Source organism: Streptomyces sp. NPDC048696 (genome assembly GCF_043198895.1).
Classification (GTDB): Bacteria; Actinomycetota; Actinomycetes; order Streptomycetales; family Streptomycetaceae; genus Streptomyces.
The window spans coordinates 202,173-220,868 of the sequence record NZ_JBICVJ010000010.1; the positions used below are offsets into that span (position 1 = coordinate 202,173).

The 18,696-nt window shown below is 71.7% G+C and carries 14 protein-coding genes; 11 read left to right on the top strand and 3 right to left on the bottom strand.

The window, feature by feature from the left end:
- Window positions 1–57 precede the first annotated feature (57 nt).
- Window positions 58–1,506 carry an APC family permease gene (locus tag ACGFRG_RS22520; protein WP_361418756.1) on the bottom strand — a complete coding sequence of 483 codons (1,449 nt, stop codon included), beginning with the start codon at window positions 1,504–1,506 and terminating at the stop codon, window positions 58–60.
- A 107-nt stretch (window positions 1,507–1,613) separates the two neighbouring features.
- Here ACGFRG_RS22520 and ACGFRG_RS22525 point away from each other — a divergent pair, with 107 nt between their 5' ends.
- The 6 genes from ACGFRG_RS22525 to egtD all read left to right on the top strand — a co-directional run bounded on the left by ACGFRG_RS22525 (window position 1,614) and on the right by egtD (window position 10,271).
- Window positions 1,614–2,795 (top strand): ROK family protein, encoded by a 1,182-nt coding sequence (locus ACGFRG_RS22525; protein ID WP_393266440.1) that lies wholly within the window; start codon window positions 1,614–1,616, stop codon window positions 2,793–2,795.
- Between the two features lie 104 nt (window positions 2,796–2,899).
- Window positions 2,900–5,668, top strand: a complete 2,769-nt coding sequence (locus tag ACGFRG_RS22530; protein ID WP_393266443.1) for an exo-beta-D-glucosaminidase — start codon at window positions 2,900–2,902, stop codon at window positions 5,666–5,668.
- Window positions 5,669–5,963: 295 nt separating this feature from the next.
- Entirely contained in the window at window positions 5,964–7,217 is a 1,254-nt protein-coding gene (gene egtA / locus ACGFRG_RS22535; protein ID WP_393266446.1) for an ergothioneine biosynthesis glutamate--cysteine ligase EgtA, read from the top strand.
- Window positions 7,214–8,545, top strand: a complete 1,332-nt coding sequence (egtB, locus tag ACGFRG_RS22540; protein ID WP_393266449.1) for an ergothioneine biosynthesis protein EgtB — start codon at window positions 7,214–7,216, stop codon at window positions 8,543–8,545. The genes egtA and egtB overlap by 4 nt, the downstream gene beginning before the upstream one ends.
- Window positions 8,545–9,324: an ergothioneine biosynthesis protein EgtC gene (gene egtC / locus ACGFRG_RS22545; RefSeq protein WP_393266453.1), complete on the top strand. Its 780-nt coding sequence runs from the start codon at window positions 8,545–8,547 to the stop codon at window positions 9,322–9,324. Before egtB ends, egtC begins: the two co-directional genes overlap by 1 nt.
- On the top strand, window positions 9,297–10,271 hold the full coding sequence (egtD, locus tag ACGFRG_RS22550; protein WP_393266455.1) for an L-histidine N(alpha)-methyltransferase: 975 nt from the start codon (window positions 9,297–9,299) through the stop codon (window positions 10,269–10,271). Before egtC ends, egtD begins: the two co-directional genes overlap by 28 nt.
- A gap of 16 nt (window positions 10,272–10,287) precedes the next feature.
- Here the strand turns inward: egtD and ACGFRG_RS22555 are convergent, their stop codons facing one another.
- The gene (locus ACGFRG_RS22555; protein ID WP_393266668.1) at window positions 10,288–11,541 is read right to left on the bottom strand and encodes an extracellular solute-binding protein; all 1,254 of its coding nucleotides are present in this window, start codon (window positions 11,539–11,541) and stop codon (window positions 10,288–10,290) included.
- Window positions 11,542–11,746: 205 nt separating this feature from the next.
- Here ACGFRG_RS22555 and ACGFRG_RS22560 point away from each other — a divergent pair, with 205 nt between their 5' ends.
- The gene (locus ACGFRG_RS22560) at window positions 11,747–11,968 is read left to right on the top strand and encodes a dodecin (protein ID WP_361418778.1); all 222 of its coding nucleotides are present in this window, start codon (window positions 11,747–11,749) and stop codon (window positions 11,966–11,968) included.
- A gap of 69 nt (window positions 11,969–12,037) precedes the next feature.
- Here ACGFRG_RS22560 and ACGFRG_RS22565 read toward each other — a convergent pair whose 3' ends face one another.
- Window positions 12,038–12,526: a hypothetical protein gene (locus tag ACGFRG_RS22565; RefSeq protein ID WP_361418781.1), complete on the bottom strand. Its 489-nt coding sequence runs from the start codon at window positions 12,524–12,526 to the stop codon at window positions 12,038–12,040.
- 48 nt (window positions 12,527–12,574) lie between these two features.
- Here ACGFRG_RS22565 and ACGFRG_RS22570 point away from each other — a divergent pair, with 48 nt between their 5' ends.
- The 4 genes from ACGFRG_RS22570 to ACGFRG_RS22585 all read left to right on the top strand — a co-directional run bounded on the left by ACGFRG_RS22570 (window position 12,575) and on the right by ACGFRG_RS22585 (window position 18,696).
- Window positions 12,575–13,594: an LLM class flavin-dependent oxidoreductase gene (locus ACGFRG_RS22570; protein ID WP_393266459.1), complete on the top strand. Its 1,020-nt coding sequence runs from the start codon at window positions 12,575–12,577 to the stop codon at window positions 13,592–13,594.
- A gap of 9 nt (window positions 13,595–13,603) precedes the next feature.
- Window positions 13,604–15,979 carry an ATP-binding cassette domain-containing protein gene (locus ACGFRG_RS22575; protein WP_393266462.1) on the top strand — a complete coding sequence of 792 codons (2,376 nt, stop codon included), beginning with the start codon at window positions 13,604–13,606 and terminating at the stop codon, window positions 15,977–15,979.
- 125 nt (window positions 15,980–16,104) lie between these two features.
- Window positions 16,105–17,850 carry a glycosyl hydrolase family 18 protein gene (locus tag ACGFRG_RS22580; RefSeq protein ID WP_393266465.1) on the top strand — a complete coding sequence of 582 codons (1,746 nt, stop codon included), beginning with the start codon at window positions 16,105–16,107 and terminating at the stop codon, window positions 17,848–17,850.
- 171 nt (window positions 17,851–18,021) lie between these two features.
- Window positions 18,022–18,696, top strand: coding sequence for a hypothetical protein (locus ACGFRG_RS22585; RefSeq protein ID WP_393266468.1), 675 nt, complete (start codon window positions 18,022–18,024; stop codon window positions 18,694–18,696).

The following is an 18,696-nucleotide window of genomic DNA, read 5'->3' on the forward strand; positions in this document are numbered from 1 at the left end:
TTGCTGGTGAGTTGGCCCCTGCCCGATACGGCGGGGGCCAACTCGCGCACCTACCCGTCAGGCGCTCACCTCGTCCACGACCGGGTTCTCCACGTACTCCTCGCGCACCTCGCGCGGCCCGAACGGCCAGACCTTCTCGAAGCGCGCCCACACCACGAACGCGACGCACCCGAGCGCGAGCCAGGCCAGCGACCACTCGATGGGATGGCGGCCGGGCGAGTTCTTGTCGGCGTACCCGTAGATCACCAGCCATCCGACGAGGGCGACCAGGCTGGGCAGCGGGTAGAGCCACATCGTGTACGGGCGGCGCAGGGTGGGCTGCCGTTTGCGCAGGACCGTCACCGCGGCGATCTGCGCGAGCGCCTGGACCAGCACCATCACGGTGGTGAGCAGCTGGATGAGGGTGGCCAGGTCGGTGTGGCGGCCGATGAGGAAGCCGACGGCCGTGATGACGCCCATGGTGGCCAGGCCCAGGGTCGGGAAGCGGTGCCTGGCGTGGAGTTTCGCGTACGGGCGGAAGAAGACGCGCTCGCGGGCCGCGTCGTAGGGCACCCGCGAGCCGCCGAGCAGTCCGGTGAAGACCGAGGCGAAGGCGGTGACGAGGATGAGGACCGTGACGACGTCGGCGGCGCCCTTGCCCCAGGTCTCCTCCAGTACGGCGGAGGCGACCGAGGTCGAGGCGATGTCGCCGGGGTCGGTCATCCGCTTCCAGTCGATGACGCCGAGGGTGCCTATCTGGAGGAGCAGATAGATCGCCATGATGCCGACGATGGAGTAGATGATGGAGCGCGGCAGATTGCGGCCGGGGTTCTTGATCTCGGCGCCCATGTAGGCGGTGGTGTTGTAGCCGAGGTAGTCGTAGATGCCGATGGTGAGGCCCGCGGCGAAGCCGAGCCAGAAGTGACTGCCGGTGAGCTCGAAGGCGTGCGACGGGTAGGTGAAGGCGCGGTGGGGGCTGAAGTCGGTCGCGGCGGCGACGATGACCAGGGCCACCGAGGCGATCATCACGGCCCACATGACGGCGGTGAGCCGCGCGATGTTCTCGATGCCGCGCCACAGCAGCAGCACGACGAGCGCGATCATGCCGAGCCCGACGAGGTCGCCGGTGGTGTCGCTCATGCGCGGGGCGAGATACCCGAGGTACTGCACGAAGCCGACCACACCGGTGGACATGATCAGCGGGATGAAGAGCATCGCCGTCCACACGAACAGGAACGGCATGAGCCGGCCCGAGCGGTACTGGAAGGCCTGGCGCAGATAGACGTAGCTGCCGCCCGAACCGGGCAGCGAGGCGCCGAGTTCGGCCCAGATGAGACCGTCGGCGAGGGCGAGCACCGCGCCGGCGACGAACCCGATCACGGCCTGCGGCCCGCCGAAGGCGGTGACCATCAGCGGGATGGTGACGAACGGGCCGATGCCGCACATCTGGCTCATGTTGATGGCGGTGGCCTGGAAGAGTCCGATACGGCGGACGAAACCACCGGTCGGCGGCGGGGATCCGGACACGAGGGGCCTCCCTGGTCGGCGCGGGGCGTGCTCAAGTTAAGTACCTTTACTTTGAGCGTCAAGAGGTCGGCGGGAAGCGGTCGGGAGCGATGCGTGAGAATGATGCGATGACCAGCAGCGACGAGGGTGAGCGCCCCTGGAACCCACAGCGCCAGCGCAGCGGAAACGAACGTCTGCTGCTCGACCGGCTGCGCTCCGCCGGCCCGGCCTCGCGCGCCCAACTCGCCCGCGAGACCGGCCTGTCCAAGCCCACCGTCTCCAGCGCGCTGGCCGCGCTGGAAGCCACCGGACTGGTCCGCGAGGCGGGTACGCACATCCCCGAGCGCGGCCGCTCGGCCGTGCTCTACGCCCCGGACCCGACCGCCGGGTACGCGCTCGGCATCGATATCGGACGGGCCTGGCTGCGGGTCGCGCTCGCCGATCTGGACGGCACGGTGGTGGCCCGCTCCGAGGTCCGCAACCAGGCGCGCACCTCGGGCACGATGGCCGATCTCGTCGTCGCCACCGCGCATCAGCTGGTCGCCGGTTCGGGTGTCGACGCGGACAAGATCGCCCAGGCCGTGGTCGGCACGCCCGGTGTGTACGACGCGGAGAAGCGGCGGGTGCGGTACGCGCAACATCTGCCCGGGTGGGGCCGCCCGGGCCTGTTCGACCGGATGCGCGACGGACTCGGGCTGCCGCTCGCGGTCCACAACGACGCCAATCTCGCGGCGCTCGGCGAGTACACCTTCGGCGTCGGGGCGGGCAGCCGCCTGTTCGTGTACGTGATGATCGGCACGGGGCTCGGCATGGGCGTGGTCAGCGAGGGCCGGCTGTTCACCGGTGCGCACGGCGGCGCCGGGGAGATCGGCTTCCTGCCCTGGCCCGGCCGTCGCGGCGCCGACACGCTGGAGGGCGCGGTCTCGGGCGACGCCGTGGTGGCCGCCGCGCGCTCGCACGGGATGGCGGGACCGCTGACCGCCAAGGACGTCTTCGAGGCCGCGCGGGCCGGGGATCCGGCCGCGGTCAAGGCGGTCGAGCTGGAGGGCGAGCGCCTGGCCCACACCGTCGCGGCCGTCGCGGCCGTGCTCGACCCGGATCTGGTCGTGCTCGGCGGCGGCGTCGGCCACAGCGCGGATCTGCTCCTTCGCACCGTACGCGAGACGCTGCGCGCCCTGACCCCGCTGCGCCCGAAGGTGGCGCCGAGTTCGCTGGGCGAGGACGCGGTACTGCTGGGAGCGGTGGCGACGGCGCTCGGGACGGCGCGGGACGTGACGTTCGAACGGCGCAGCCAGCGGCACGACCGCTGAGCCGCGCGCCACGCCTCGTTGACATGGTTCGCTCATATCTCTAGCTTCGGAAGCGAGTTAGTAAGGCTTCCTAACTTGATACCTTGAGCTGTCGGGAGACCCTTGTGTCCTACCGTCACCGTCGTCATCCCACCGTCCACCGGAAGACCGCGGCGGTCGCCGCGCTCGGCCTCGTCCTCGCCCTCGCCTCCGGGGTCCCGACGGCAACTCCCGTGCCCCGTACGGCAGTCGTGCCCTCCATGACCCCCCTCTCCGGCTACGCCATCCAGTCCACCGCCAAGGTCACCGACTCCCCGGCCGCCGTGTCGAGCCCCGGCTACCCCACCACCGGTTGGTACCCGGCCGGGCCGCGCTCCACCGTTCTCGCTGCGCTGCTCGCCGACGGCACGTACGCGGACCCGTTCTACTCCACCAACCAGAAGAACATCCCCACCGCGGACTTCACCGTCCCGTGGTGGTACCGCTCGGACTTCACCGTCGCGGACACCTCCTCCCGTACGTATCTCGACTTCAGCGGGGTCGTCTCCGCCGCCGACGTATACGTCAACGGCCGCCGGGCGGCGGACAGGAGCGCGGTCGCGGGTGCGTACACCCACCATGAGCTCGACATCACCGACCTGGTCGGGAAGGGCACCAACACCGTCGCCTTCCGGATCCAGCCCAACGATCCGAACAAGAACCTCACCATGGGATGGATCGACTGGCTGCAACCGCCGCCGGACCAGAACATGGGCATCGTCCGCGATGTGCTGGTGCGGCGCGGCGGCCCGGTCGCGCTGCGCGACGCGCATGTGGTCACCTCTCTCGCCGTGCCCTCGCTCGCGAGCGCCGATCTCACGGTGAAGGCGCTGGCCCGCAACGACTCGGCGAGCACCGTGACCACCACGGTCTCCGGCACCATCGGCACCGCCGCCTTCAGCCAGGACGTCACCCTGGCCGCGCATGAGACCAGGACCGTCTCTTTCACCCCCAACGCCTACCCCCAGTTGCACCTCACCTCGCCGCGCGTGTGGTGGCCCGCGGGCATGGGCGACCAGGCGCTCTACGACCTCGACCTGACCGCGTCCGTCTCCGCCGCCGCGTCCGACACCGCGCACGAGTCGTTCGGCATCCGCGACGTGAAGGCGCCGCTCAACGCGGACGGCGCCCGCCAGTACGCGGTCAACGGCCGCCCGCTGCTCATCAAGGGCGGCGGCTGGTCGCCGGACGAGTATCTGCGCTGGGACCCCACGTATGTGGCGGACCGGCTGCGCTACGCGCTCGATCTGGGCCTCAACACCATCCGCCTGGAAGGGCACATCGAGCCGGACGAGTTCTTCGACCTCGCCGACCGGTACGGCGTTCTCACGCTGCCGGGGTGGGAGTGCTGCGACAAGTGGGAGGGCCAGGTCAACGGCAGCGAGCCGGGCGACAAGTGGACCGCCGCCGACTATCCGGTCGCCAAGGCGTCGATGGCCGCCGAGGCGGCGCGCCTGCGCGACCACCCGAGCGTGATCTCGTTCCTGATCGGCAGCGACTTCGCCCCCGACAAGACGATCGAGAAGACATACGTGGACGCCCTCACCGCGGCCGACTGGGCGACGCCGGTCGTGGCCGCGGCGTCCGACAACTCGGCCCCGATCACCGGCAGTTCGGGCATGAAGATGACGGGCCCGTACGACTGGGTACCGCCGAACTACTGGTACAACAAGCAGGAGGGCGGAGCCACCGGCTTCAACTCCGAGACCAGCGCGGGCCCCGACATCCCCACCCTCGACACCCTGCGCCGCATGATGTCACCGGCCGAGCTGGACACGCTCTGGAAGAACCCGTCGGCCAAGCAGTACCACCGCTCCCCCTCGTCCGTCTTCGCCACCCTCAAGCTGTACGACGACGCCCTGACCGGCCGCTACGGCGCCCCCACCGGCCTCGACGACTACGTACGCAAGGCGCAGCTCGCCCAGTACGAGAACGTGCGCGCCCAGTTCGAGGCGTACGGACGCAGCGCGAAGGACACCGCCAAGCCCGCCACCGGGGTCGTCCACTGGATGTTCAACAGCGGCTGGACCTCGCTGCACTGGCAGTTGACGGACCGCTACCTCGACCAGGGCGGTGCCTACTTCGGCGCCAAGAAGGCGAACGAGCCGCTGCACGTCCAGTACTCCTACGACGACCGCTCGGTGGCCGTGGTGAACGCCCGGCACACCGCCGTCTCGGGGCTCACCGCCCGGGTGACGCTCTTCGACACCGACGGGACCCAGAAGTACGACAGGACGGTCGCGGGTGTGAGCGTGGGCGGCGACGGCGCGAAGGCGACCGCGCTGACCGTGCCGGCGGCGGTGAGCGGCCTGTCCACCACGTATCTCGCCCGGCTGCTGCTCACCGACAGTGCGGGCCACGAGGTCAGCCGCAATGTGTACTGGCTCTCCACCAGGGCGGACATCCTCGACTACGCGCACACCGACTGGTTCCACACCCCGACCACGGCGTACGCGGATCTCAAGGGCCTCGGCTCCCTCGCACCGGCCCGGGTGGGCGCGACGGCGGCCACCACCACCGCCGACGGCACCTCCACGACCACGGTCACACTGCGCAACACCGGCTCGGGCCGCACCCCCGCCCTGCTCACCGACGTCCATCTCGTCGACGTGGAGGGAACCCCGGTCCTGCCCGTGCGGTGGACCGACAACCAGGTCACGCTCTGGCCCGGTGAGTCGGCCACCCTCACCGCCACCTACCGCACCGCCGACCTGCACGGATCCGCGCCCCGGCTGCGGATCTCCGGCTGGAACACCCCCACGGCCACGGTCCCGGGCCGACCCCCCGGGTCTACGGCTCCGGTTGGAGCTCGGCATATGCGTACCACGGTCCGAGCCTGGGCCACCTGGAACTAACTGACGCGCCTCGCGCGACGCCGAACGGACACCCTCGCCCGGAGCCCCATCCCGGGCGGGGGCTTTCGCGTGCCCCGGCCCTGGCGCGTATACCACGCCTCGGCGCACCGCGCGAGTGGATCACCCGGTCGGAGCGCGAGGTCGCGCAGTCGTGCACTCATACCTAGCATCGTTGACGCCAGGACAACACTCCCGCAACATGATTTCCGTCCGGATGGGCACTCTTGTGCGAGAAGACGGCAGTGGCTTAGGTGGGACAGTGCACCGAAAGAGCCCCGGAGTTGGGGAAGCGACCATGCTGACAAGGCAATTCACCGAAACGGAAGCGGACGATCTGCTTCGATGTATCTGTTTCAAGACCGGCCCGCCCCGTTACATAGGGGTGGAAGTGGAGTGGCTGGTCCACGATCTGCACGACCCCCGGACGCCCGTATCGCACCGCCGACTCGCCGACGCCTACGACGCGTTGAGGGCGCTGCCCCTGCGGTCGGCACTCACCGTCGAACCCGGCGGCCAGCTGGAGCTCAGCTCGCTGCCCGCCACCTCCCTCATGGCGTGCGTGGACTCCGTATCGGCCGATCTCACGGCCGTCCGGACCGCGCTGCGCGCCAGGGACCTCACACTCACCGGGCTCGGCCAGGAGCCGTGGCAGCCGCCGCGCCGGTTTCTGCACGACCCCCGGTACGACACCATGGAAGCCCACTTCGACCGTACGGGACCGGCCGGGCGCGCCATGATGTGCTCCTCCGCCTCGGTCCAGGTCTGCCTGGACGCCGGTCACGAGGAGCCGGGGCCGCTCGGGTACGGGCGGCGCTGGAGACTCGCCCATCTGCTCGGCGCGGTCCTGGTGGCCGCGTTCGCCAACTCCCCGTACCAGGAGGGCAGACGCACCGGTCTGCGGTCCGCCCGGCAGGAGGTGTGGACGCGGATCGACCCGGTGCGCGCGCTCGCGCCGCCGCTGGAGGCCGAGCCCCGGGCCGCCTGGGCCGCGCATGTGCTGGACGCCCCGGTGATGTGCGTGCGCACCCCCGAGGGACCGTGGACCGCGCCGGAGGGGCTCACCTTCCGTGACTGGCTGCGTACGGGCGTACCGCGCAGACCCACCCGCGAAGACCTCGACTACCACCTGACCACGCTCTTTCCACCGGTCCGGCCGCGCGGGCACCTGGAGCTGCGCATGATCGACGCGCAGCCGGGCGAGGACGGCTGGATCGTGCCGCTCGCCGTGACCACCGCGCTCTTCGACGACCCGGCGGCCGCCGAGACCGCGTACCGGACCGTGAAATCCCTTGCGGAGCGGGCCGGTTCGCTGGCCGCGCCGCGCAATCCGCTGTGGGCCGACGCCGCCCGCTCGGGCCTCGCCGACGCCGAGCTGCGGGAGGCGGCCCAGATCTGCTTCGCGGCCGCGCTCGACGCGCTGCCCCGGCTCGGCGCCACCCCCGAGGTCCACGGGGCCGTCGCCGCCTTCATGGACCGCTATGTCGCACGGGGCCTCAGTCCCGCGGACGACTTCGCCGCGCTCGCCCCTGGGAAGGACCACCACTCATGACCGCCCCCGAAACGACCGGAGCGGAACTGACCGATCCGGAAGCGCTCCGGCAGCGCGCCCTGGCGGCGCTCACGACCGCCCGGGCGCGCACCGCCACGCTCACCTCCTGCGTCGACGACCACGACCTCACCGCCCAGCACTCGCCGCTGATGTCCCCGCTGGTGTGGGACCTGGCGCACATCGGCAACCAGGAGGAGCAGTGGCTGCTGCGGGCCGTCGCCGGGCGCGAGGCGATACGGCCGGAGATCGACTCGCTGTACGACGCGTTCGAGCACCCGCGCGCCACCCGGACCTCGCTGCCGCTGCTCTCCCCCGCCGAGGCGCGCCGCTACGCCGCCGAGGTGCGCGGCCGGGCGCTGGACGTCCTGGAGTCCACCCCGCTGGAGGGCGGCCCGCGTCTGGTCGACGCGGGCTTCGCCTTCGGGATGATCGCCCAGCATGAACAGCAGCACGACGAGACGATGCTGATCACCCATCAGCTCCGCAAGGGCCCGGCCGCGCTCGCCGCGCCCGAGCCCCCGCACGGCTCGGTCACGGGTCTGCCCGCCGAAGTCCTGGTCCCCGGCGGCCCGTTCACCATGGGCACCTCCGCCGAGCCCTGGGCGCTGGACAACGAGCGGCCCGCGCACCACCGCATCGTGCCCGCCTTCCACCTGGACACCACCCCGGTGACCTGTGGCGCGTATCTGCACTTCATCGAGGACGGCGGCTACACCGACGAGCGCTGGTGGGACCCCAAGGGCTGGGCCATGGTCCGGCAGCACGACCTCACGGCCCCGCTGTTCTGGCGCCGCGAGGGCGGGCAGTGGCTGCGCCGGCGGTTCGGGGTGACCGAGCCCGTACCCCTGGACGAGCCGGTGCTCCACGTCAGCTGGTACGAGGCCGACGCGTACGCCCGCTGGGCGGGGCGGCGGCTGCCCACCGAGGAGGAGTGGGAGAAGGCGGCCCGGCACGACCCCGCCACCGGCCGCTCCCGGCGCTACCCGTGGGGCGACGCCGATCCCACCTCCGAGCACGCCAACCTGGGCCAGCGCCATCTGCGCCCGGCCCCCGCCGGGGCCTATCCGGCGGGTGAGTCGCCGCTGGGCGTACGGCAGCTGATCGGCGATGTGTGGGAGTGGACGTCGAGCGACTTCATGCCCTACCCCGGCTTCGCCGCCTTCCCCTACCGCGAGTACTCGGAGGTGTTCTTCGGGCCCGACCACAAGGTGCTGCGCGGCGGTTCGTTCGCGGTGGACCAGGTGGCGTGCCGGGGCACCTTCCGCAACTGGGACCTTCCGGTGCGACGCCAGATCTTCGCCGGGTTCCGGACCGCGAGGGATGCCTGATGTGCCGTCATATCGCTTACACGGGACCGCCCTTGGCGCTCGGTGAGCTCCTGGTGAGCCCGCCGCACGGCCTGTACCGGCAGTCCTGGGCGCCGCGCCGCCAGCGGTACGGGACGGTCAACGCCGACGGATTCGGCGTCGGCTGGTACGCCGAGGGCGACCCGGTGCCGGGCCGCTACCGCCGCTCGGGGCCCGTCTGGGCCGACCCCTCGTTCGCCGACCTGGCCCGGGTGGTGCGCACCGGCACGCTGCTCGCGGCCGTACGGGACGCCACCGAGCCGGGTGCGGACGGCGAGGCGGCGGCAGCGCCCTTCGCCCACGGCCCCTGGCTGTTCAGCCACAACGGGGCGGTCAAGGGCTGGCCCCGCTCGATGGCCCAGCCGGCGGCCGCGCTGCCCGCCGAAGAGCTGCTGAGCCTGGAGGCCCGCTGCGACTCCGCGCTGGTGTGGGCGCTGGTGCTGCACCGGCTGCGGGCGGGTGACGAGATGGGCCAGGCGCTCGCCGACACGGTCGCCGAGGTCGACGCGGCCGCGCCCGGCTCCCGGCTGAACCTGCTGCTCACCGACGGCGAGACGATCACGGCGACGGCCTGGGGCGACACCCTGTGGTACCTCGCCGAGCCGGGCCGCCGCACGGTGGTCGCCTCCGAGCCCTACGACGACGATCCGCACTGGCACGAGGTCCCCGACCGCACCTTGCTGGCCGCGACCCGTACCGATGTTCTGCTGACCCCCCTCAAGGAGCCTTCCTCGTGCACGAGTTCCACCCGTTCCAGCTGACCCGCACCCTGCCCGAGGACGCCACCGGGGCGGCGCTGCGCGCCGACGTGCTGCACGGGCTGACCAGTACGCCCAAGACCCTGCCGCCCAAGTGGTTCTACGACGCGCGGGGCAGCGAACTCTTCGAGGAGATCACCCGGCTCGACGAGTACTACCCGACCCGCGCCGAGCGGGAGATCCTGGCCGAGCGGGCCGTGGAGATCGCGGCCGCGTCCGGTGCCCGCACCCTGGTGGAGCTGGGTTCGGGCTCCTCCGAGAAGACCCGGCTGCTGCTCGACGCGCTGCCGGACCCGCTCACGTACATCCCGGTGGACGTCAGCGAGAGCGCGCTGACCGGGGCGGCCAACGCGCTGATCGAGGAGCGCCCGAAGCTCGACGTGCACGCGCTGATCGCCGACTTCACCCGGGCGCTGGATCTGCCGTCCACTCCCGGGCCGCGTCTGGTCGTCTTCCTCGGCGGCACGATCGGCAATCTGCTCCCCGCCGAGCGGGCTCAGTTCCTGGCCTCGGTCGCCGCGATGATGGCGCCCGGTGACAGCTTCCTGCTCGGCACGGACCTGGTGAAGGACGAGTCCGTCCTGGTCCGGGCGTACGACGACGCGAGCGGGGTGACGGCCGCGTTCAACAAGAACGTGCTCGCCGTCATCGACCGCGAGCTCGGCGCCGACTTCGACCTCGACGACTTCACCCATGTGGCGCGCTGGGACGCCGAGCACGAGTGGATCGAGATGCGGCTGCGGGCGCGCGCCGAACTCACCGTGAAGGTACCCGAGTTGGACCTCGTCGTGCGCTTCGAGGAGGGTGAGGAGATGCGTACCGAGATCTCGGCGAAGTTCCGCCGCGAGGGGGTACGGACCGAGCTCGCGGCCGCCGGTCTGACGGCCACGCACTGGTGGACGGACGCCGCCGGCCGGTTCGCGCTGTCGCTGGCGGTCCTGGGCAGCTAGAGCCCGGCCGGCCAGCTCACGGGAACAGCAGCGCGGTGAGCCGCGAGGAGGCCGTCCTGGCCGCCGTCCTGGGGTCGGATCCCGTCAGGACGGCGGTCATGTACGGCTTGATCGGGTTGTCGGCCTCGACGGCGGCCCACTGCGGCGAGTTGGGCGTGGCCCGGCCCTGGGCCGCGCCCCGGGCCATCGCGGCCGTGCCCGCCTGGCCCTCGACGGCGGCCGCGAGGGCCGGCTTGTTGGGCACATAGCTCATGGTCGCGGCCAGGTCCTGCTGCCACTTGGCGCTCGCGAGCTCCTTGACGACCTCCACGGCCTCGGTGCGGTGCCCGGACCGCTTGGGCACGATCAGGTCCGAGCCGCCGGTGAAGACCGCGCCCGGCCTGGCGGCGGTCTTCCCCGGGACGGGGAAGTAGCCTAGCTTGCCGGCCAGCGCGGGGGCGGCCTTCTGGATGGCCTTGGCGGTGCCGGGGACGGCGATGATCTGGGCGACCTCGCCCTTGGCGAAGACCTCGGCCTGCGGGGGCGTCGCCTCGTCGGCGTTCTTCGGCCCGTTCCCGAGCGCCTGGAGCTGCTTGTAGAACGCCATGCCGCGCAGGGCGGCGGGCGTGGCGAGGGCTCCGGTCCAGTCGCCCCCGCTCTGCTGGGCGAGCTCGCCGCCCTCGTCCCAGATGAACCCGGAGAGCGTGTACCAGTCCTGCCCGGCCAGGTAAATGCCCTGCTTGCCACCGGTGTTGAGCTTGGCGGTGTCCGTCAGCCACTCGGCGCGGGTGGTGGGCGGCTCGGTGATTCCGGCCGCGCCGAAGAGGTCCTTGTTGTAGATCACCACGCGGTTGGCGGCGTACCACGGGATGCCGTACTGCACCCCGTCGACATTGCCCGGCTGGGCGAGGCCGGGCAGCCAGTCCTTGCTGCCCCAGTCGCGCAGCGACTGAAGGGTGAGGTCGAGCAGTCCGCCGCTCGCCGCGTACTGTGGGACCTGGGTGTTGCCGACCTCGATGACGTCGGGCGCGTCGCCCGATGTGAGCGCGGCGCCCACCTTCTGGCCGATGCCGGTCCACTCCTGGATCTTCACGTGCAGCCGGACCGAGGGGTGCGCCCTCTCGAAGTCGCGGGTGAACCGCTGGACGAAGTCGTCGGAGGCGCTGTCCTTCATCAGCCAGACGGTGACGGTGGCCGTGCCGTCCCCGCCCGTCCCCGGCAGCGCCCCGCAGCCGCCGAGCGCGAGGGCCGTGACGAGCACGACGGGGGCATGGAGGTAGCGGTTCTTCACGGCGGTCACCTTCTGCGTCATGGCATGGGCAGTCATGACCCGACGTGGGGGGAAGCGCGGTCGGCTGGTTCGGGTGTGGCCGATTTTGGTCTGTACCAATGGACCGGTCAAGCCCCGTTACGCAACGGACGCCCCGGCCGACGTCTCGCGAAGCGGGCCGAGGTGGGGCACGGTGGAAGGACGCGACGAAGAGGAGTGCACCTCCATGTCCAACCACACGTACCGCGTGACCGAGATCGTCGGCACCTCCCCCGAGGGCGTCGACCAGGCCATCCGCAACGGCGTAGCCCGCGCGGCGCAGACGCTGCACAACCTCGACTGGTTCGAGGTGGTTCAGGTACGCGGCCAGATCGCCAACGGGCGCATCGAGCACTACCAGGTGGGTCTGAAGGTCGGCTTCAGGCTGGACGACAACCAGGAGGTGTGACGGCCGGTACCTGAGCCGGGCCGAGGCCGGAGCCGGGCCGGTGGAGCCCGGAGCAGGTCCGGCCGAGGGTCAGGTCCGCCCCTCCCGCTCCTGCGCGTCCTTCAACGCCTCGGACGCGGCGCCCCACGACGCCCGTACGACCCGGAAGCCCGCCCGTTCGGCGGCGTCGCAGACCAGCTCGTCGTCGTCCACCAGCATCCGGACCTCGCGGGTGCGGCCGAGGCGGCGCAGGGTCTCCAGCTTGGTGGTCCGGGCGGGCCTGCGGTCGGCGTTGGGGCGCATGTGTATCGCGCCCCCGGGCAGCCCCTGCCGCGCGAGCCACTCCCGGGTGTCCGCGCGGCAGCGCTCGGGCCTGCCGGTGAGGTACACGACCTCGCACTCCTCGGCGGCCGCGAGGCAGAGCGCCACGCCGCGCTCCAGGGGCGGATCGGCGGGGGCGGCGGCGAAGAAACCGTCCCAGTCGCGCTTGGCGCCCTCCAGGAAGTGCTGGCGGTGCCCGCTGTCCGCGAGCGTGCCATCCAGGTCGAACACGGCCAGTGGCCTGCTGTTTTCCGTCATGTGGTCCACCCTAGGGAATCCTGGCACCACGCAGGTGTTGAACCCTGTGTGAGCTCAGTGATCGCATCGACGCGCCTGTCCGTCCTGGACCGCTCCCGTATCCGCGCGGGACACGAGGGCCCCGAGGCCCTGCGGGACACCGTGGCCTTCGCCCAGGAGGCCGAACGGCTCGGCTACCACCGCTTCTGGGTCTCCGAGCACCACAGCGTCCCCGGCGTCGCGGGCTCCGCCCCGACCGTGCTCGCCGCCGCCGTGGCCGCCGCGACCTCGACGATCCGGGTCGGCACGGGCGGGGTCATGCTGCCCAACCATCAACCGCTGGTCGTGGCCGAGCAGTTCGGCGTCCTGGAGTCGCTGTTCCCCGGGCGGATCGACATGGGCCTGGGCCGTTCGGTCGGGTTCACGGACGGGATCCGCAAAGCGCTGGGCCACGGCAAGGACGACGCCGACGCGTTCCCCGTCCGGCTGACCGAGCTCCTGGGCTACTTCGACGGTACGCAGACGGCTCATCCGCAGGTGCACGCGCGCCCCTCCGAGGGGCTGCGCGTCCCGGCGTTCGTGCTCGCCACCGGCCAGGGCGCCCTGCTCGCCGCCGAGGCGGGGCTGCCGCTGGTCATCGCCAATGTGCGCGGCGAGGACGCGATGCTGCGGGTCATCGACGACTACCGCGAGAGCTTCCGTCCCTCGGCCTGGAGCGAGCGCCCGTATGTGGTGCTCTCCGGCACGGTCGCGGTCGCGGCCGACACCGAGGAAGCCCGCCGCATCCTGCTCCCCGAGGCGTGGTCGACGGCGTACTCGCGCACCCGGGGCGCCTTCCCGCCGCTCTCCCCCGCCGAGGACATCGACGCCGCGACGATGACCGACCGCGAGCGGACGCTCTTCGAGGAGGCGCTGCGCGGCCAGATCCACGGCACCGAGGACGAGGTCGCGGACGCCCTGGAGAAGCTGCTCGCGCGCAGCGCGGCCGACGAGTACCTGGTCACCACGAGCACGTACGACCGCGCGGCCATGCTGGACTCCTACCGCCGGCTCGCCCGGCTCGCGGGTCTGACCAGCGCGTCCGCCTAGAATTCCGGTATGCAAAGCCCCGCCCGACCCGACTTCGCCCCGGCTGCCCGCGCCCACGATCCGTACGTACGGGTCCGGGGCGCGCGCGAGCACAATCTGCGCGGGGTCGACGTGGACATCCCCCGGGACGCGCTGGCCGTCTTCACCGGTGTCTCCGGCTCGGGCAAGTCCTCGCTCGCCTTCGGAACGATCTTCGCGGAGGCCCAGCGGCGCTACTTCGAGTCCGTGGCGCCGTACGCGCGTCGGCTGATCCACCAGGTGGGTGCGCCGAAGGTGGGCGAGATCTCGGGGCTGCCGCCCGCCGTCTCCCTGGAGCAGCGCCGCTCGTCACCCACCTCGCGCTCCTCGGTCGGCACGGTCACCACGCTCTCCAACTCGCTGCGGATGCTGTTCTCGCGCGCGGGCGAGTACCCGCCGGGCGCGCCGCGCCTGGACTCGGACGCCTTCTCGCCGAACACGGCGGCGGGCGCCTGCCCCGAGTGCCAGGGCCTCGGCCGCGTCCACCGCACCACCGAGGACCTGCTGGTCCCCGACCCGTCGCGGTCCATCCGCGACGGCGCGATCGCCGCGTGGCCGGGCGCCTGGCAGGGCAAGAACCTGCGCGATGTGCTCGACACCCTGGGCTACGACGTCGACCGGCCCTGGCGCGAGCTGCCCGCCGAGGACCGCGACTGGATCCTGTTCACGGACGAGCAGCCGGTGGTCACCGTGCACCCGGTGCGCGAGGCGGGCCGGATCCAACGCCCCTACCAGGGCACGTATATGAGCGCGCGTCACTATGTGATGAAGACGTTCGCGCAGAGCAAGAGCGCGACGCTGCGGGCCAAGGCCGAGCGGTTTCTGACCAGCGCCGAGTGCCCGGTGTGCGGGGGTGGGAGGCTGCGGGCGGAGGCGATGGCGGTCACCTTCGCGGGCCACACCATCACCGAGCTGGCGGCGCTTCCGCTCGACTCCCTGGCCCAGGTGCTGCGTTCGGCCGACGGCGGCCCCACCGCGGACGCCCTCACGGCCGATCTGCTCGGCCGGATCGAACCCGTCGCCGAGCTGGGTCTGGGCTATCTGAGCCTGGACCGGACCGCGCCCACGCTCTCCGCCGGTGAGCTCCAGCGGCTGCGGCTCGCGACCCAGCTGCGGTCCGGGCTCTTCGGTGTGGTGTACGTGCTGGACGAGCCGTCGGCGGGGCTGCACCCGGCCGACACGGAGGCGCTGCTCACGGTTCTGGACCGGCTGAAGAACGCGGGGAACTCGGTGTTCGTCGTCGAGCACCATCTCGATGTGGTGCGGCACGCCGACTGGCTGGTGGACGTGGGCCCGCGCGCCGGGGTGCACGGCGGACAGGTGCTGCACAGCGGCCCGCCCCAGGACCTCGCCGAGGTCGCCGACTCGCAGACCCGCCGCTTCCTCTTCGACCGCCGCGCCGAGCCGGTGCGCGAGGTGCGCGAGCCGTCCGGCTGGCTCACCGTCGGCCCCGTCACCCGGCACAATCTGCGCGGCCTGCGAGCCCGGCTGCCGCTGGGCGTGTTCACAGCCGTGACCGGTGTGTCGGGCTCCGGGAAGTCCACCCTGGTCGGCGCGGTCACCGAGGAACTGCCGGGCGTGGGGCGGCTGGTGACGGTGGATCAGAAGCCGATCGGCCGTACGCCCCGGTCCAACCTCGCCACGTACACCGGACTCTTCGATGTCGTGCGCAAGCTCTTCACCGACACCGAGCAGGCGCGGGCGCGCGGCTACAAGGCGGGCCGGTTCTCCTTCAACGTGGCGGGCGGGCGCTGCGAGACCTGCCAGGGCGAGGGGTTCGTCTCGGTCGAACTGCTCTTCCTGCCGAGTACGTACGCGCCCTGCCCGGACTGCCACGGCGCCCGGTACGACCCCGAGACGCTGGAGGTCACCCACCGGGGCCGCACCATCGCCGAGGTGCTGGACCTGACCGTGGAGGCGGCGGCGGAGTTCTTCGCCGACACCCCGGCCGCCGCCCGCAGCCTGACCGCGCTGCTCGACGTGGGCCTCGGCTATCTGCGGCTCGGCCAGCCCGCCACCGAGCTCTCCGGCGGCGAGGCCCAGCGCATCAAGCTGGCCTCGGAGCTCCAGCGCGGGCGCCGCGAGCACACGCTCTATCTGCTCGACGAGCCGACCACCGGTCTGCATCCGGCCGATGTCGAGGTCCTGCTGCGCCAGTTGCACGGTCTGGTCGACGCGGGCCACTCGGTGGTCGTGGTCGAGCACGACATGACGGTGGTCGCGGGCGCCGACTGGGTCGTGGACCTGGGGCCGGGCGGCGGGGACGAGGGCGGGCGGATCGTGGCGGCGGGGACGCCGCACGAGGTGGCCGGGTCCGGGGCCGGGCGCACGGCGCCGTATCTCGGCAAAGCGCTCAACGGCCGCTGAGCACGGGCGACTTGGCGTCGTCGGCAAACAGCACGGAATGAATTGGTCTGGACCCTTGACCGCCACCTGGTCCAGACCAATCATGAGGCGTCCGCTCCGTTCCCCCACCCCGTCCGGGAGCACCGATGAGACGCCCCAGATCCGCCCGTGCCCTGCTCGCCACCCTCGCCACCGTCGCCGCCTCCGCCGGCCTCGTGATCGGAACCGGCACGGGCGCGCAGGCCGCGACCCCGCTGCCCGCCCATGTCTTCGCGCCCTACTTCGAGGCGTACTCCTCCGACAGCCCGGCCGATCTGGCCCAGAAGTCCGGCGCCAAGTACCTGACCATGGCCTTCGTACAGAGCGACGCCAAGGGCTCGTGCACCCCGTACTGGAACGGTCGGACGGGACAGCCCATCTCGTCGTCCGTCTTCGGCGCGGACATCGCCACGATCCGCTCCCGGGGCGGCGACGTCATCCCGTCCTTCGGCGGCTACGCGGCCGACAACGGCGGCACGGAGATCGCCGACAGCTGTACCAGCGTGGACTCCATCGCGGCCGCGTACGAGAAGGTCATCACCACCTACGACCTCTCCCGGCTCGACATGGACATCGAGGACAACTCCCTGACCGACAAGGCCGGGATCGACCGCCGCAACCAGGCGATCAAGAAGGTCCAGGACTGGGCCGCAGCGGGCGGCCGTTCCGTGCAGATCTCCTACACCCTGCCCACCACCACGAACGGTCTGGCGAGCAGCGGGCTCGCGGTGCTCCAGAGCGCCAACACCTACGGCGCCAAGGTCGATGTCGTCAACATCATGACGTTCGACTACTACGACGGCGCCACCCACAACATGGCCAACGACACCCAGAGCGCCGCCACCGGGCTCTACGGCCAGCTCGCCTCGCTCTACCCGTCGAAGACGCCCGCGCAGCTGTGGGGCACGATCGGCGTCACCGAGATGCCGGGGATCGACGACTACGGAGCCGCCGAGACCTTCACCACCGCCGACGCGACCGCCGTCTACGACTGGGCCGTCGCCAAGGGCATCAACACCCTCTCCTTCTGGGCACTCCAGCGCGACAACGGCGGCTGCCCGGGCACCGGCGGCTCGGACACCTGCTCCGGCATCGCCCAGGACCCGTGGTACTTCAGCCACACCTTCGAGCCGTTCACCGGGGGCGGCGGGCCGGTCAGCGACGACTTCTCGGTGGCGGTGGCGCCCGGCTCCGCGTCCGTCGCGCCCGGCGGCTCCACCACGGCCACGGTGAGCACCGCGGTCACCTCCGGCGACGCCAAGACCGTCGCCCTGACCGCCACGGGCGCCCCCGCCGGGGTGACGGCCTCGCTCAGCCCGTCCTCGGTCACCGCGGGCGGCTCGGCCCGGCTCACCGTCAGCGCCTCGGCGTCGGCGGCGCCCGGCACCTATCCGCTCACGATCACGGGGTCGGCGGGCGCGCTCGCGCACTCCACCACCTTCACGCTCACCGTCTCCGGCCCGGGCGGCGGCGGCACACTGGTCAACGGCGGCTTCGAGAGCGGGTCGCTCGCGCCCTGGACCTGTGAGAGCGGCGGCGCGGTGGTCTCCTCCCCGACGCACGGCGGCTCGTACGCGGTGAAGACCGCGCCCACCTCATCCCAGACCGGCGAGTGCACACAGACGCTCACCCTGAAGCCCAACACCGCGTACACACTGAGCGGTTGGGTGCAGGGCGACTACGCCTACCTCGGGGTGCGCGGCTCGGCCTCGGCGTCCACCTGGACCAGCTCGGCGGGCTGGGCCAGACTGACCGTGCCGTTCACCACCGGCGCCTCGGGCACGGTCACCGTCTATCTGCACGGCTGGTACGGGCAGAGCGCGGTCTACGGGGACGACTTCTCGGTGGCCTGATCGCCCCCTTGCGATCAGTAGCACACCCACTTACGAGAGCAAGCTGATGGCCCGTCAATTACTGGCGGGTCATCAGCTGTTCGACCCCCAGAACCGGACTTACCCTCAAGTTAACAAGTGTTCCTCCTCGCACCCCCACACCATCGAAGCCATTCGACCGAGGAGCCCCCCATGGCAGTCCGAAGATTCCGTACCCCGCTGGCGCTGCTGGCCGCGTCAGCCGCTCTCACGCTCGGTGCCACCACAGCCGCCGGCGCCCTCGACGCGAGCTCCACCACCGTCGTCCCCGCCGGTGACTCCTTCGCCGCCACGCTCAGCGGCCAGGCCGTCTTCACGGCCGGATCCACCACCCTGACCTGTACGGTCTCCGCGTCCGTCCCCACCGGCGACGCGAACAACCAGATCCCGGCCGACCCCGACAACCACAACGACGCCGGGCCCGTCTCCACCACCATCAACCCGCCGACCTTCGACAACTGCACCACGAGCATCGGCGGGGTCGGCGTCACCGTCTCCAGCAACTCCACCAACGGGTCCTGGAGCATCGGCGCCCAGTACGGCTCACCGATCTCGGCCGGGCTGACCATGCCGCAGGGCGGGGTCGTGCTCCAGACGAGCGGCCTGGCCAGCTGCACGATCACCGCCTCGCCCGACGGGCCCACCACGGTCTCGGGCACCTGGACCAACGGCTCGCCGTCGTCGCTGGCGATCACCAACGCCCCGGTGGCCGCCGTGGTGACCGGCGGCTTCCTCTGCCCGACCGGCAACCAGACGACCACCTTCTCGGCCACGTACAACGTCACGGACACCACCGACCCGGCCCAGCAGATCACCGTGACCAGCTGA

Coding starts and splice junctions, on each gene's coding strand:
- ACGFRG_RS22525 (WP_393266440.1), top strand. CDS start 1,614: ATGACCAGCAGCGACGAGGGTGAGCGCCCCTGGAACCCACAGCGCCAG.
- egtA (WP_393266446.1), top strand. CDS start 5,964: ATGCTGACAAGGCAATTCACCGAAACGGAAGCGGACGATCTGCTTCGA.
- egtB (WP_393266449.1), top strand. CDS start 7,214: ATGACCGCCCCCGAAACGACCGGAGCGGAACTGACCGATCCGGAAGCG.
- egtC (WP_393266453.1), top strand. CDS start 8,545: ATGTGCCGTCATATCGCTTACACGGGACCGCCCTTGGCGCTCGGTGAG.
- ACGFRG_RS22560 (WP_361418778.1), top strand. CDS start 11,747: ATGTCCAACCACACGTACCGCGTGACCGAGATCGTCGGCACCTCCCCC.
- ACGFRG_RS22565 (WP_361418781.1), bottom strand. CDS start 12,526: ATGACGGAAAACAGCAGGCCACTGGCCGTGTTCGACCTGGATGGCACG.
- ACGFRG_RS22575 (WP_393266462.1), top strand. CDS start 13,604: ATGCAAAGCCCCGCCCGACCCGACTTCGCCCCGGCTGCCCGCGCCCAC.
- ACGFRG_RS22580 (WP_393266465.1), top strand. CDS start 16,105: ATGAGACGCCCCAGATCCGCCCGTGCCCTGCTCGCCACCCTCGCCACC.
- ACGFRG_RS22585 (WP_393266468.1), top strand. CDS start 18,022: ATGGCAGTCCGAAGATTCCGTACCCCGCTGGCGCTGCTGGCCGCGTCA.